This window comes from Pelomonas baiyunensis (genome assembly GCF_043555935.1).
Taxonomy (GTDB): domain Bacteria; phylum Pseudomonadota; class Gammaproteobacteria; order Burkholderiales; family Burkholderiaceae_C; genus Pelomonas; species Pelomonas baiyunensis.
This window is the reverse complement of record NZ_JBIGIB010000006.1, coordinates 225,037-238,804: the sequence shown is the minus strand read 5'-3', so window position 1 is coordinate 238,804 and position 13,768 is coordinate 225,037. Positions and strand designations below refer to the sequence as shown.

The 13,768-nt window shown below is 65.3% G+C and carries 9 protein-coding genes; 6 read left to right on the top strand and 3 right to left on the bottom strand.

Annotation, left to right across the window (positions count from 1 at the left end):
- Positions 1-34 precede the first annotated feature (34 nt).
- Positions 35-1,078 carry a LacI family DNA-binding transcriptional regulator gene (locus ACG01O_RS19700; RefSeq protein ID WP_394387117.1) on the bottom strand — a complete coding sequence of 348 codons (1,044 nt, stop codon included), beginning with the start codon at positions 1,076-1,078 and terminating at the stop codon, positions 35-37.
- Between the two features lie 162 nt (positions 1,079-1,240).
- Between ACG01O_RS19700 and ACG01O_RS19695 the strand changes: the two genes are divergently transcribed.
- The 6 genes from ACG01O_RS19695 (at position 1,241) to ACG01O_RS19670 (ending at position 9,464) form a co-directional block, all read left to right on the top strand.
- On the top strand, positions 1,241-2,188 hold the full coding sequence (locus ACG01O_RS19695; protein WP_394387116.1) for a PfkB family carbohydrate kinase: 948 nt from the start codon (positions 1,241-1,243) through the stop codon (positions 2,186-2,188).
- Between the two features lie 45 nt (positions 2,189-2,233).
- Positions 2,234-3,628 carry a GH1 family beta-glucosidase gene (locus tag ACG01O_RS19690; RefSeq protein WP_394387115.1) on the top strand — a complete coding sequence of 465 codons (1,395 nt, stop codon included), beginning with the start codon at positions 2,234-2,236 and terminating at the stop codon, positions 3,626-3,628.
- Positions 3,629-3,762: 134 nt separating this feature from the next.
- A complete protein-coding gene (locus ACG01O_RS19685) occupies positions 3,763-5,298 on the top strand; it encodes a tryptophan halogenase family protein (RefSeq protein WP_394387114.1) in 1,536 nt (511 codons plus the stop codon).
- Positions 5,295-6,836 (top strand): tryptophan halogenase family protein, encoded by a 1,542-nt coding sequence (locus ACG01O_RS19680; RefSeq protein WP_394387113.1) that lies wholly within the window; start codon positions 5,295-5,297, stop codon positions 6,834-6,836. Before ACG01O_RS19685 ends, ACG01O_RS19680 begins: the two co-directional genes overlap by 4 nt.
- 315 nt (positions 6,837-7,151) lie before the next feature.
- The gene (locus ACG01O_RS19675) at positions 7,152-8,378 is read left to right on the top strand and encodes a DUF262 domain-containing protein (protein ID WP_394387112.1); all 1,227 of its coding nucleotides are present in this window, start codon (positions 7,152-7,154) and stop codon (positions 8,376-8,378) included.
- 129 nt (positions 8,379-8,507) lie between these two features.
- Positions 8,508-9,464, top strand: a complete 957-nt coding sequence (locus tag ACG01O_RS19670) for a HEPN domain-containing protein (protein ID WP_394387111.1) — start codon at positions 8,508-8,510, stop codon at positions 9,462-9,464.
- A gap of 189 nt (positions 9,465-9,653) precedes the next feature.
- Here ACG01O_RS19670 and ACG01O_RS19665 read toward each other — a convergent pair whose 3' ends face one another.
- Together ACG01O_RS19665 and ACG01O_RS19660 are read right to left on the bottom strand one after the other, a co-directional pair.
- Complete coding sequence (locus tag ACG01O_RS19665) at positions 9,654-10,229, bottom strand: AAA family ATPase (protein WP_394387110.1); 576 nt, start codon at positions 10,227-10,229, stop codon at positions 9,654-9,656.
- 332 nt (positions 10,230-10,561) lie between these two features.
- A complete protein-coding gene (locus ACG01O_RS19660) occupies positions 10,562-13,654 on the bottom strand; it encodes a TonB-dependent receptor (RefSeq protein WP_394387109.1) in 3,093 nt (1,030 codons plus the stop codon).
- Between the last annotated feature and the right edge of the window lie 114 nt (positions 13,655-13,768).

The following is a 13,768-nucleotide window of genomic DNA, read 5'->3' as shown; positions in this document are numbered from 1 at the left end:
ACGGCACCGGGGCCGGCGCCGAGGCTGGGGCCAGTCAGGCCGCCGTCTTGCGCGCCTTGCGCTCGGGCGCGGCCGCCACGGCCGGCACCTGCGGCAGCACCGAGCTCTCACGCACCACCAGCTCCACCGGCAGCGAGGCGTCGTTCGGCGCCACATCGCCCTCAATCAAGGCGCGTGCTGCCACGTAGCCCAGGGCTTCCTTGTCCATCTTCACGGTGGTGAGCGGCGGCTTGCAGTGGGCAGCGGCCTCGATGTCGTCATAGCCCACGAAGCGCACGTCCTCCGGCACGCGCAAGCCCTGCTCGCGGCAGTACTCGATGGCGGTCATGGCGGTGGAGTCGTTGTAGGCAAACACCGCATCGGGCCGCTCGGGCAACTCGAGCAAGCGGCGCATGGCGTCGCGCCCGGCGTCGCGGTATTCCAGCGAGGGGTCGAGGATGACTTCGTAGTCGGGGTCGAACAGCCGGCCCGCCTCGTACAGCGCGCGGCGGAAGCCCTTGGCCCGCAGCGACGTGGAGTAGTGCGCCAGCGGGCCAAAGATGGCCGCAATGCGCTGCGCCTGCCCGTCCAGCAGGTGCTGCGTGGCCAGCCAGCCGCCGCGCAGGTTGTCGTCGTTCACACAGCGCACGCCGGGGTAGAAGTGGTCCACCAGCACCAGGGGCAGCTCGCACTGGCGCACCGCCTCCATGGCCTCGGGGTCGATGTAGCCGGCCACCAGCAGCGCGTCGGCCTCGTGCCGGCGGATCTGCCCGGCAATGTCTTCTCCGCCCAGCACCGACATGATGCTCAGCGGCACGCCCGGGTCACGGCAGGCGGTTTCGGCGCCGTGCAGCACGTAGGAATAAAACGGGTTGGCCGCCAGCGAGCCAATGCTGCGGCTGTAGATGAACAGCAGCCGGCGGGGCTTGCCGGTGCGCAGCTTGGCGGTGTCGTAGCCCATCTGCTGCGCCACGCTCAGCACCTGGGCGCGGGTGGCCTCCGACAGGCCGGGCTGGCCTTTGAGGGCGCGTGACACCGTGCCAATGGACACGCCCGCGGCCTCGGCCAACTCCCGAATCGTCACACCCTTGTCGGCCATGGCCCCTCGCTTCCGCTGCTGTGTTTAGCACCCCAAAACGGCCGCGATTGTGTCACCGGCCCTGGGGTTGCCCCAGAGGCAACCGCCATCGCAGCCGCCTCGGGGCAAAACCTAGGGTGCAAATTGTTCACTAAACATTTTGTGTTGCCTAGAATATTTCGCATGCCAGTGCCCTGCGTTGCCGTGATCGGCGAAGCCCTCGTCGATGAATTCCAAGACGGCCCCGTGCCGGGCGGTGCGCCCTTCAACGTGGCGCGCTCGCTGGCCGGCCTGGGTGCGCCGGTGGCGTTTGTCAGCCGCATCGCGGCGGGTGACGCCCCCGGCCAGCTGCTGCGCGACAGCGCCCGCCGCTACGGCCTGAGCGAGGTCGGCCTGCAGCTGGACCCCACCCAACCCACCGGCCGCGTGCGCGTGGTGGAACACGCGGGCGGCGGCCATGCGTTCGAGATTCAGGCCCCCGCCGCGTGGGACTTCATTCAAACCGCGCCCGCCCAGGCCCTGCTGGCGCAGCAGCCCGCCGGCTGGCTGTACTTCGGCACCCTGGCCCAGCGCCACGCCACCTCGCGCGCCACGGTGCGGGCGCTGGTGCAAGGCTTTGCCGGCCGCCGCCTGCTGGACCTGAACCTGCGCCCCGGCACTGACACGCGCGAGCTGGCCGAAGCGTCGCTGGCGCTGGCCGACTGGGTGAAGCTCAACGACGACGAACTGGCCCAACTCGCCGCCTGGCTGGCGCCCGACGCGCCGGACGAAGCCCGGCAGGTGAGCGCACTGATGACCCGCTTTCAGCTCGACCGCGTGGTGCTGACGCGCGGCGCCGAGGGCTGGCGCCTGCACGCCCCCGAGGGCCGCGTGCTGGCCCAAGGCCCCGGCGTGCGCCAACCCGCGCTGCAAGACACCGTGGGCGCGGGCGACGCCTTCACCGCCCTGCTGCTGGCCGGCCTGGCCCTGCGGCGCGACCTGCACGCCACGCTGGCCCTGGCCAACCGCTACGCCGCCTTCATTTGCGGCGTGCGCGGCCCGCTGCCGGCCGACCCGCTGGCCCTGCAACCGTGGCGCACCGCGTTGCATGCCCTGCCCACCGAACTTTCCGCCGATCTCGCCCCGCGCTGAACTTCAGCCGCCCTTCCGCTCGCCACTCCCTCCCGACTGCCGCCCATGGACCTGACCCCGCCCCCCACCTCGCTGGCCGACCTCGTTTCGCCCCCCGTCGGCTCGCCCATGCGGCACCGCGACTTCGTGTTCGGCTGCGGCACCTCGTCGTACCAGATCGAAGGCGCCGCGCACGACGACGGCCGGCTCGAGTCCATCTGGGACCGCTTCTGCGCCACCCCCGGCAAGGTGCTGCGCGGCGAGAACGGCGCCGTGGCCTGTGACCACTACCACCGCCTGGAGCAAGACCTGGACGTGCTGAAACGCCTGGGCGTGGACGCCTACCGCTTCTCCATCGCGTGGCCGCGCGTGATGCACCTGGACGGCACGCCCAACCCGCGCGGCATCGACTTCTACAAGCGCCTGCTGGACGGCCTGGCCGCGCGCGGCATTCGCGCCTTCGTCACCCTCTACCACTGGGACCTGCCCCAGCACCTGGAAGACCGCGGCGGCTGGCTCAACCGCGACACCGCCTACCGCTTTGCCGACTACGCCGACCTGATGAGCCGCCAGCTGGCCGGCCACGGCGACGTGGCCGCCTGGACCACGCACAACGAGCCCTGGTGCTCGGCCTACCTGGGCTATGGCGACGGCCACCACGCCCCGGGCCTGGCCCAACCCCGCTGGGCCGCGCAGGCCATGCACCACCTGCTGCTGGGCCACGGCCTGGCGCTGCCGGCCCTGCGTGCCAACGCGCCGCAGGCGCAGCACGGCATCGTGCTGAACTGCGCGCCCGGCTACCCCGACAGCGACAGCGCCGCCGACCGCGACGCCGCCCACCTGTTCGAAACCTACCAAAACCGCTGGGCGCTGGACCCGCTGCTCAAGGGCGAGTACCCCGCCGACCTGTGGCGTTACTGGAAGGGCGCCGAGCCCCTGGTGCTGACGGGCGACATGGACGTCATCCGCCGCCCCATCGACTACCTGGGCATCAACTTCTACAGCCGCGCCGTGCTGCGCTCCAAGGGGCCGGACACCATCGACTGGGTGCGCCACCCCGACGTGGAGCGCACCACCATGGACTGGGAGGTGTACCCCCAAGGCATGCAAGACCTGTTCGAGGCCTTCAAGCGCGACTACCCCAACCTGCCGCCGCTGTACGTGACGGAAAACGGCATGTCCAGCCAAGACGCGGTGGACGCCACCGGCGGGCTGGACGACACGCAGCGCCAGTCCTACATCAAGCGCCACTTTGCGGCCTGCTCGCGCGCCATGGAGAACGGCGTGGACGTGCGCGGCTACTTCATCTGGAGCCTGATGGACAACTTCGAGTGGGCCTTTGGCTACGAGCGCCGCTTTGGCCTGGTGCATGTGGACTTTGAAACCCAGCAGCGCACCCTCAAGCGCAGCGCGCTGGCCTACGCCGACTTCCTGCGCGAACGGGCCGCCGGCGGGGCCTGAGGCGCCCGCCGCAGCCACGCGGGCCGTGCCCGCCACGCGCCCCGGGATAGCGCCGATTCGGCCGCCCCGGGGCGCCGCCTAAGCTCACGGCGCCGCGCCCCTCAGCCCAACGTCACCCTGCCCCACCCCGCGCCATGACGCCCGCCCACGCCCTGCCCGCTCGCATCGTCATCCTGGGCGGCGGCGCCGCGGGTTGGATGTCGGCCGCGGGCCTGGCCACCGCGCTGCCGGGCACGGCGGTGGAGGTGGTGGAGTCCGAAGCCATTGGCACCATCGGCGTGGGCGAGGCCACGTTTCCGTCCATCCGGCAGTTCAACCAGCTGCTGGGCATTGACGAGGCCGAGTTCCTGGCCGCCACCGGCGGCACCTACAAGCTGGGCATCCAGTTCCGCGACTGGCGCCGCCCCGGCACGCACTACTTCCACACCTTTGGCGACTTCGGGCCGCTGACCGGCCCCATGGCCCTGTGGGGCCAGTTCCAGCGCCTGGGCGCCCAGTGCGACGGCGGCCTGGGCGAGTTCTGCCTGCCCACGGTGATGGCGCAGCACGGCCGCTTTCAGACGCCCAGCGCGGGCGACGGCCTGGGTGCGCGCTACACCTACGCCTACCACTTTGACGCCACGCGCTACGGCGCCTTCCTGTGCCAGCTGGCCCAGCAGCGCGGCGCCCGCCGCACCGAAGGCCAGGTGGTGGCCGTGGCCCGCCATGCCGACGGCCGCGTGCGCGCCCTGCAACTGGCCGACGGGCGCGAGGTGGCGGGCGATTTGTTCATCGACTGCTCGGGCTTTGCCTCGGTGCTGATGGGCCAGACCCTGGGCCAGGGCTTTGTGGACTACAGCCCCTGGCTGCCGCTGGACCGCGCCTGGGCCGTGCCCGCCGCGCGAGCGGGCGACGCGCTGGCCCCCTACACCCGCGTGACCGCGCTGGAGGCGGGCTGGAGCTGGCGCATTCCGCTGCAAGAGCGCACCGGCTTTGGCCATGTGTTCAGCAGCCGGCACATCTCCGAAGAACGCGCCCGCGAGCAGTTGCTGGCCCAGCTGGACGCCCCGCCGCTGGACGGCGCCCGGCTGCTGCGCTTTCAGGCCGGCCACCGCGAGCGCTTTTGGCACCACAACGTGATTGCCATCGGCCTGGCCGGCGGGTTCTTGGAGCCGCTGGAGTCCACCGCCATTTTTCTGGTGCACAACGCCATCGGCCGGGTCATTCAGCTGCTGACGCAAAGCCCCGCCCCGCAGCCCGAACTGGCGGCCGAGTTCAACGCCCAGCAAACGCGGCAGTACGCCCGCATTCGCGATTTCATCTTGCTGCATTACTGCCTGAGCGAGCGGCGCGACAGCGCCTTCTGGCAGCACATGACGCAGCAAGCCCTGCCCGACACGCTGGCCTACAAGCTGCACGCCTGGCGCGAAACCGGCGTGCTGCACAACTACGACGACGAGGGCTTTGACGAAACCAGCTGGCTGGCCATTCACACCGGCATGGGCCACTGGCCGCAGCGCACCAGCCCCTGGCTGAAAGAGGTGCCGGTAGCGTTCGCCCAAGCGCAGCTGGCCCAGCGGCACGCCGCCATTGCCCAGCTGGCAGCGCACATGCCCCGGCACGAAGACTTTTTGAACACGAGGCTGGCCGGCACGCGCCGCGCCCGCCCACCACGAGGAGACACCCCATGACCCAACCCGGAGCCCCCCTGCGCAAGGTGGTGATCGTGGGCGGCGGGGCGGCGGGCTGGATGTCGGCCGCCGCACTGAGCGCCGTGCTGAAGCCGCCGTACGAAATTCGGCTGGTGGAGTCGGACGAGATCGGCATCGTGGGCGTGGGCGAGGCCACGATTCCGCCCATTCGCGTGTTCAACGGCCTGGCCAAGCTGGACGAAGCCGAGTTCCTGAAAGCCACGCAAGGCACCTTCAAGCTCGGCATCGAGTTCGTGAACTGGGGCCGCGTGGGCGACCGCTACTTCCACGGCTTTGGCGGCATTGGGCGCGAGACCCTGTGGCCCGTGGAGTTCTGGCACTACTGGCACCGCATGCGCGCCCTGGGCCGCGCGCTGCCGCTGGATGCGTACGCGCTGTCCAACGCGGCCGCGCAGGCCAACCGCTTCATGCTGCCGCGGCCGGAGATGAAGAACTCGCCGCTGGGCAACATCGGCTACGCCTACCACTTTGACGCCGCCCGCTACGCCCAGTACCTGCGCCGCGTGAGCGAAAGCCGCGGCGTGCGCCGCACCGAGGGCAAGGTGGTGCAGGTGCTGCAACACACCGAGCCCGGCGCGCAGCATGCCCACGTACAAGGCCATGTGCGCGGCGTGCAACTGGCCAGCGGCGAGGTGATTGAGGGCGACCTGTTTCTGGACTGCTCGGGCTTCCAGGCTCTGTTGATTGAGCAAGCCCTGCACACCGGCCATGAAGACTGGAGCCACTGGCTGCCCTGCGACCGCGCCGTGGCCGTGCCCAGCGCCCCGCACGGCCCGCTGCTGCCCTACACCCGCTCCACCGCGCACCGCGCCGGCTGGCAGTGGCGCATTCCGCTGCAGCACCGCGTGGGCAACGGCCACGTGTACTGCAGCCAGCACATGAGCGACGACGAAGCCGCCGCCACCCTGCTGCAACACCTGGACGGCCCGGCCCTGGCCGACCCGCGCCTCATCAAGTTCCGCACCGGCATGCGCCGCGCCGCGTGGAAGGGCAACGTGGTGGCCATTGGCCTGGCGGCGGGGTTCATCGAGCCGCTGGAGTCCACCGCGCTGCACCTCATTCAAATGGGCGTGGCCAAGCTCATCGAGTACTTCCCGCACCAGGGCTTTGAGCCGCACGAGGTGGCCGAATACAACCGCCAAAGCCGCGCCCGGTACGAGTCGGTGCGCGATTTCATCGTGCTGCACTACCACCTCAACCAGCGCAGCGACAGCCCCTTCTGGCAAGCCTGCGCGGCCATGAGCATTCCGCCCGACCTGCGCCGCCGCATCGACCTCTACGCCGCCAGCGGCCGCCTCGTGTACGAAGAGGGCGACCTCTTCCGCGAACCCAGCTGGCTGGAAGTGATGGAAGGCCAAAACCTGCACCCCCGCCACGGCCTGGCCCTGACCGAACTGCAAAGCGCCGACGACACGGCCAACTACCTCAAGGGCATCTCCGACACCATCGCCCAATGCGTGAGCGTGATGCCGCCGCATGAGGAGTTTGTGAGGCGGTATTGCGGACTAGCGGGGTGAGAGGCTGAAAAGCCTTCCGCAGTGTCTAGCGCGCGGCTTGGTGGCTGCGGACCTCGGCTACCGAGAAGTTCAGGACCGGCGACTGAATGGCGGCAATAGGCTGGGAGCGGATTGCCGCCACAGCCTGCTTTGAGGGCAGCCGATCGGGACTCAAGGAAGTTGCAAAGGGCTGGCTGCCCCCCCCCTCCTTGATGATGGGAATGGCAATTCTGGGCCCCGTTACGGCACCGGGCCAAGGCAGTTCGAAGTAGTCTCTGGCGACTGGTCAAATACAGCTAACTCTTTTAAATCGGACGACACCAAATGGGCGACCCAATGCACGACCCCATCCTGATTGATGGTGAACAGCTTAAGCCTCCGCATGAAGAAGCCTTGGCCGCTGCGCCAACGTCTGATGCTGAGATAGACGAGCGCTACGTAAGCGGCGAGGTCCGGATCGTCCTTGAGCAAGCGCGCTACCCGCTCAAACAAATCCCGGACGTAGTGCAGTCAGCGGATTACAACCTGCAACCCGACTTCCAACGGAGGCCGAGGTGGAGTCGAGAAAAGCAGTCACGGCTCATTGAATCGCTGATTCTTAATGTCCCAATTCCGCCTGTATTCCTGTATGAACAAGAATTTAGTCGGTATGAGGTCATGGACGGCAGACAGCGCCTCACAGCAATCAGCCAATTCTATGGAAATGAATTTCAACTACAGGGTTTAAAGCTTTGGCCGGAACTGAATGATCGCAAGTATGCGGATCTACCAGAACAGGTTCGAAGGGGAATAGACCGTCGCTTCTTGTCTGCAATAGTACTGCTCCACGAAACCGCAAAATCCGCCGATCAGGCGGACAGACTTAAGCAGTTAGTTTTCGAGCGAATTAATACCGGCGGCGAAGATCTTTCACCCCAGGAAAAGCGGAACGCACTATTCCCTGGGGCAATGAATTCACTCTGCATTAAGCTCTCTCGCCACCCTGCGCTATGTCGAATGTGGGGAATCCCGGAGCCAGAGGAAGGTGAAATTTCAAAGGCACCGAATTGGAATCCTCCCCAGGACCTCTTGGACAATGAGGCCTACAAGACGATGGAAGATGCGGAATTGGTATTGCGATTTTTCGCTCACCGCCAGCGCCAGAAATTCTGGCGAGGCGGGACGCGGCTTGACGAGTATCTAGACCAATACTTGAAGGCGGCTAACGCAATGCCGCCAAGCACGCTAAGCGCACTAGAAGAGACATTCAAGAATACGGCGGATTTTGCTTATTCGGTATTGGGTGAATCGGCATTTTGGCTTTGGCGCTCAAGGCGAGGCGTGGACGCCTTGATTCAACGAGCCACGTACATTGCCTACGATCCAATTATGTATGGGTTCAGCCGATTTCTTGAGCATCGCGATAAGATTCTTGCGAGAAAATCCGAAGTAAAAGATAAGCTCCAAGGCTTCTACATAGCGCATTATGAGGACTTTGACGGAAGAAAAACAAACCCGGTCGACATTCGGCGCCGCGATGAAGCCTTTTTGAATTTCCTCAAAGAATTCACTCAGGAGGCGTAAATAGTGAGGGCCGCCTTTAAGAGCCTAGAGGCTAGCGTCTGTGACATTTATCGATTTCTGGAGTTTGCCTCGTCGCTTGAGAGTCAAAAGGCAGCCTTGCCCGCCATAAATCCGGCTGGTAATCCGGTAGTGCAATACCTGGCATCGACCGCATGGAGGAAGCACGTTTATGCCTTCGCAATCGTTGGCGTCTACGGTGCCCATGAGCGATTTATTCGCGATTTTTGCGCTGAAGTTGCAGTCGTAATATCGAAGATTCATGGTGCGTACAAAAAACTTCCCGAGCGGATGCGCACAGCACACGAGAAGTTCTCCATTGAACGTGCGCAGGCAATCTCTGAAGGGCGCACCGGTGACAAGGCGGACCTACAGGTCCTGATCGCTAATCTGCATTCTTGCCTCGAAGGGGGGAGTGTTTTGAACTACGATGTATTTGCAACCTCAAGTGCAAATTTTCGCTCCCACACCGTAAGGGAAACCTTCTCGCGGCTTGCTATTGACTTGTCGAATGAGGAACCGGAGCACCTCAAGAAAGTTGTAGCCAATGAGCTTGCAGGTTACTATCCAACGTCGTTTACTGTGCTCGATGGATTGGCCGACCTCAGAAATGAAATCGCACACGGCTCGGATTTTCAGACTTTGGATCGCGGCACGCTCACATCAATCGTCCGGGTGGTCCATTTATACGACCACTGGCTGGTTGGTCAAGTCGCATGCAGTTTGAAAAATCTATTACTTTCCACATACGGGGAGCTCGTAGGGACGATAACCAAGACATACAAAGGGGCTGGAGAAATTCGATCCATTGGCTCTCTGGACAGCCTTGCTGCGAAAGTATCCATTGGCGATCCCGTGCACATTTCAAAACCTAACGGGGACTTTGAGAAGTCGATCGTCGCAAGCATTGAGTTCAACTCAAATCCAATGCCATCGGCTGCAGGACTCGGCCCGTTTGGCATTGATTTCGGGATTCTTGTGAGGGAGAAAGCGGAAGTGCGACGCGTGCCACCAATTTATGCCGGCATATGGGCGGAACTAGAGCTCGCTTTGACGGTCGCTCCAACTCAAATCCCCGGGATCCAATAAGTTCTCGGGTTATTTAAGGTCGTCTCTGCTGCACCTCGTGCGGACGACGAATGTGCCCAGCGGATCGGTGTCCTACGACTTAGCGCGAGGCACTGAAGGCCCCATGCGCCGGGCGTTGAACTGCGGCTATGGGGCACCGGATTGAGCAAGGCGAACGACCGCAGCCGGTACCAAGGGGTCTTTCAAGTCTCACGGCACGCCTTCAACTGCCGCAGGTAGCGCATCGCGTAGACGCCACACCCAATCTCTACCCAATATCCCGCCCAGCACCCGCCCCACCACCGCCTCCGCCGTCAGCGCCGTGGTGTCCACCACATGCCGCTCCCACGACCCCAGGGCCTCGAACTGGGGGTGCATGGCGGCCACCACGGCGTCCAGGCCAGGGCCGCTGCGGGCGCGAACGCGGCGCAGGGCTTCGTCGTGGGTCGTGCGCAAGATGACGTAGTGCACCGGGCCCGCCCAGCCGGCCAACTCAGCCTGCACCAAGGGCAGCACCCAGGGGCCCAGCACGCCTTCCAGCACCACGGGGTAGCCGCGGCGCAGCAGCGCGAGTGCGGCTTGGCAGGCGGCGGCAATGGCGGCTTCGTTCTGCCGCTGGGCCTGCGGCAGGTGCGGCGGCACGGGGTGGCGGAAGAAGGTGTAGACGAGGTCACTTTCCAGGTGCACGCCGTCGGGCAGTTGCTCGGCCAGCAAGCGGGCCACAGTAGTTTTGCCGCTGCCCAGCGAGCCACTGAGCAGGATGAGCGGTGGGGTGGGTGAGGACATGAAATGCGGGAGAGCGTGCGGGTGGGTGAGCCTTGCAGAACCGGGTTGGCGCGTGGGTGTGGGCGAAGCCTAACGCAGGGTTCGCGTGCCGTTGTCAGTCGGCTGATCAGGCCGTTTGCCAGGCACGCACAGGCGTGCCATCGGCCGGGCTGGCAGCGCCATGCGTCGCCATCCAGAACCATCCAGCGCCCTGCAGCGCCCAACCAAGAGCGCAAGTCCGGGGCTGCAGGCAAATGCAAAAAAGCCCTGCGGCGCCACGCGCCCCAGGGCTTCAAGCTTCAAGCTCGCCGTGCGCAGCCGCCACCCGAGGGCGGGGCTGCGCGGGCTTGCGGTCAGAAGCTGTACTGCATGGTCACCGTGTAGCGGCGGCCGGAGGTGAAGTAGTTGTGCCCCAGCATGCCGATGTGCTGCTGCATGAACTGCTTGTAGGTCTTGTTGGTGATGTTCTGCGCCTCCAGGCCCACCGACACGCCACTGTCGAACTTGTAGTGGAAGCCGGCGTCCAGCTGGCCGTAGCTGTCGGCCCACAGCGGCAGGCCCAGGGGGATGCCGACGTCGTGCTGGTTGTAGGTGGCGCTGGCGGGGTTGGTGTCCAGCACGTTGGTCTGGTTCGGACCGGTGTTGTCCGAGTTCAGCGCCACGCCGTACAGGTACTTGCCGCGCCAGCTGTAGGCCAGGCGTGCCGAGATGGGCCCGCGGTCGAACAGCAGCGAGATGTTGAAGGTGTTCTTCGACAGGTTGGCCAGCGGCACGTCGCCAAAGGCGCGGCCGTCGGTGTCGCAACCGTTGATGTAGAGGTTCAGATTGTCCTGCCCCGCACCCGCGCTGCAATAGGCCGAGTAGACCGAGTTGTAGCGCTTCATCTTGCTGTCGACGAAGGTGTAGTTCGCCTGCAGGCCCAGGCCTTGCAGCATCTCGGGCAGACCGTCGAAGTACTGCTGGTACGCGAACTCCAGGCCGCGGGCGTGGCCCTTGGCGCCGTTGACCGGGCCGTTCAGCACAAAGGTCACGTCCTGGCCGTTGTTGTCTTTGATTTTGTAGTCGTAGGCCTGGTTGACGATGATGTCTTTGAGGCTCTTGTTGAAGGCGGCCACGGTGATGGAGCCGTTCTTCGCGAAGTACCACTCGGCGGTCAGGTCTTCCTGGGTGGACTTGATCGGCGTGAGCATCGGGTTGCCCGAGGCCGAGCCGGTGTAGCTGACCTTCTTGACGTTGGGCGGCACGACCTTTTGGTCGAGCTCGATGCTTTGCGTCATGGGCAGGTAGGCCTGCATCTGGCCGAACTGCGGGCGGGCAATGGCCTTGGCCGCGGCGAAGCGGAACTGCAGGTCCGGCGCGGCCTTGTAGCGCAGGTTCAAGCTGGGCAACACGTCGGTGAAGCTGTTGTTGAACACCTGCGACTTGGCAAACGGCGTGAGCGGGGCCACAGGCAGGCCGGTGGCGCCGTTGGGCACGGTGGCCACTTGCAGCGTGGTGTAGCCGTCGGCCTCGTTCTTGGTGCGCACCACGCGCACGCCCACGTTGCCGTCAATCGGCGCGCCCACTTCGTCGAACGAGAAGCGCAGCTGGCTGTAGGCGGCGGTGGTGTTTTCCTTCTGGGTGTTGCGGCCTTGCGGGTCGGTGCCGAACGAGGTGGGGTTCCACTCCAGGCCGCCCTGGATGCTGTGCCACTGGTCGCAGCCGGTTTGGCCGGCGCCCATCCAGTCGGGCTTGAAGGCCTTGCATTGGTCCAGGTACAGCTGGTGCAGCTTCTTGTAGCTGTTGGGCCAGTCGAACGCGACGGACGGCGCGGGGAAGTACAGCCCCGGCATTTGGTACTGGCCGCCGAAGAAGCCGTTGTAGTTGTTCTTGAAGACCGGGATGTCGGTCTTGTTCACCCAGGCCAAGTCGTTGATGTTCCAGCCCAGCTGCCACGCGTGCGTGACCGAGGCCCAGTTGTAGCTCGGGTTGCTGTTGATGGTTTCGGCATCGCGCTGGGCGATGCGCACGCCCACGCGCAGGTCGTTCAGGATGGGGTGGTCCTTGAATACGTAGCGGGCATCGCCCTTCCACGACTTCTGCGTGCCTTTGCCCTTGTCCAGGTGGTCCATCATCATGGACCAGTAGTACTTGGACGGGTCGTTCAGCGTGGCCAGGTCGCTGGCGTCGAACACCAGGCGGGGCATGCTGCCCGTGAGGTCGATGGTTTCCTTGGGCAGCTGCACGGCGGCGCCCACGGTGGAGTCGAAGTTGTTGGTCTTGGAGCGGATGTACTGGAAGTCGGACGTCAGCGTGAGCTGGTCGTTCACCTTGCCGGCCAGCTTCCAGGCGAGTTCGTCGGTTTTGGACGCGCGCTTGGAGAAGCGGGTCTGGTTCTCGACCTCGATGCCCTGGTAGGTGCCGTCGGCGTTCTTCTTGCCGGTGAGCACGCCCTTTTGCAGCACGCCGGCGTTGTCGTACGTGCCGGACAGCACGTTGACGTCAAACGGGTTGGTTTGCGCGATGACGTTGAACTCGTTCCAGTCGAACTTGTACTTGGAGCGGAAGAAGCTGAGCGAGCTTTCCAGGTCGTCCTTCTTCCACTGCGCGGCGGCGTAGAGGCCGTCCCGCGTGCGGTCGTAGCTTTGCTGGCGCCAGCCCATGTCGCGCGGGTTCCACTGCTTGGAGGTGGCGTTGGCGATGTAGTACGGGTCCACCACCAGGCCGTCGGTGCGGGCGGAGCTGAGCGAGTGCGCCACATCCAGCAGCAGGCCCACCTTGCCGATGTCGGTGTTCCAGCTGTTGGTGATGAGGCCCGAGATGCTGGGCTTGTTCTTGCCGTTGAGCGAGTTGTGCGTGTAGTTGCCCGACAGCGAGGCCTTGAAGCCGTTGAAGTCGAACGGCAGCGCGGTGCGCAGGTTCACCAGGCCGCCAATGGCGCCTTCGATCTGCTCGGCCGAGGGGTTCTTGTAGACGTCCACACCGGCCATCAGCTCGGGCGGCACATCTTCAAAGCCCAGGGTGCGGCCCTGGTTGGCGCTGAAGGTCTCGCGGCCGTTCAGCGTGGAGCTCACGTAGGTGAGGCCGCGGATGATGACGCCCGAGCCTTCGGCCGAGAAGTGCACCGGGTCGTTGGAGGCAGACACGCGGTCCATGGCCACGCCCACCACGCGCTGCAGCACCTCGGTGACGGAGCGATCCGGCAGCTTGCCGATTTCCTCGGCCACAACCGAGTCGACGATTTCGTCGGAGTCTTGCTTGATCTTCTGCGCCGTGGCGAGCGCCGCGCGCCGGCCCGACACCACCACCGCTTCCAGCGTTTGGGCGGGTTTGTCTTTGGCGTCTTTGGCCGCCGGCGTGGTGGCCGCGGCCGGGGCCGCCGTGTTCTGCGCCAGCACCGGCGATGCCGTCCAGACCAAGGCCTGAACTGCCGCCAGCGACAGCGTTGTCCGTTTGAAATGTCTCATCCGTATTGCTCCTCTTTGGTGGGAAACATGCGGCCCTCAAGGGGCTCGTGTCGATCCGCGCCGCCTCACGGCCGCGGGAATGTGGTAACGCTACCAGTCGTCAACGTCACAAAC

Excerpts from the sequence above, each read along its gene's own strand:
- ACG01O_RS19675 (WP_394387112.1), top strand. The coding sequence starts at position 7,152 with ATGCACGACCCCATCCTGATTGATGGTGAACAGCTTAAGCCTCCGCAT.
- ACG01O_RS19665 (WP_394387110.1), bottom strand. The coding sequence starts at position 10,229 with ATGTCCTCACCCACCCCACCGCTCATCCTGCTCAGTGGCTCGCTGGGC.
- ACG01O_RS19685 (WP_394387114.1), top strand. The coding sequence starts at position 3,763 with ATGACGCCCGCCCACGCCCTGCCCGCTCGCATCGTCATCCTGGGCGGC.
- ACG01O_RS19700 (WP_394387117.1), bottom strand. The coding sequence starts at position 1,078 with ATGGCCGACAAGGGTGTGACGATTCGGGAGTTGGCCGAGGCCGCGGGC.
- ACG01O_RS19660 (WP_394387109.1), bottom strand. The coding sequence starts at position 13,654 with ATGAGACATTTCAAACGGACAACGCTGTCGCTGGCGGCAGTTCAGGCC.
- ACG01O_RS19695 (WP_394387116.1), top strand. The coding sequence starts at position 1,241 with ATGCCAGTGCCCTGCGTTGCCGTGATCGGCGAAGCCCTCGTCGATGAA.
- ACG01O_RS19680 (WP_394387113.1), top strand. The coding sequence starts at position 5,295 with ATGACCCAACCCGGAGCCCCCCTGCGCAAGGTGGTGATCGTGGGCGGC.
- ACG01O_RS19690 (WP_394387115.1), top strand. The coding sequence starts at position 2,234 with ATGGACCTGACCCCGCCCCCCACCTCGCTGGCCGACCTCGTTTCGCCC.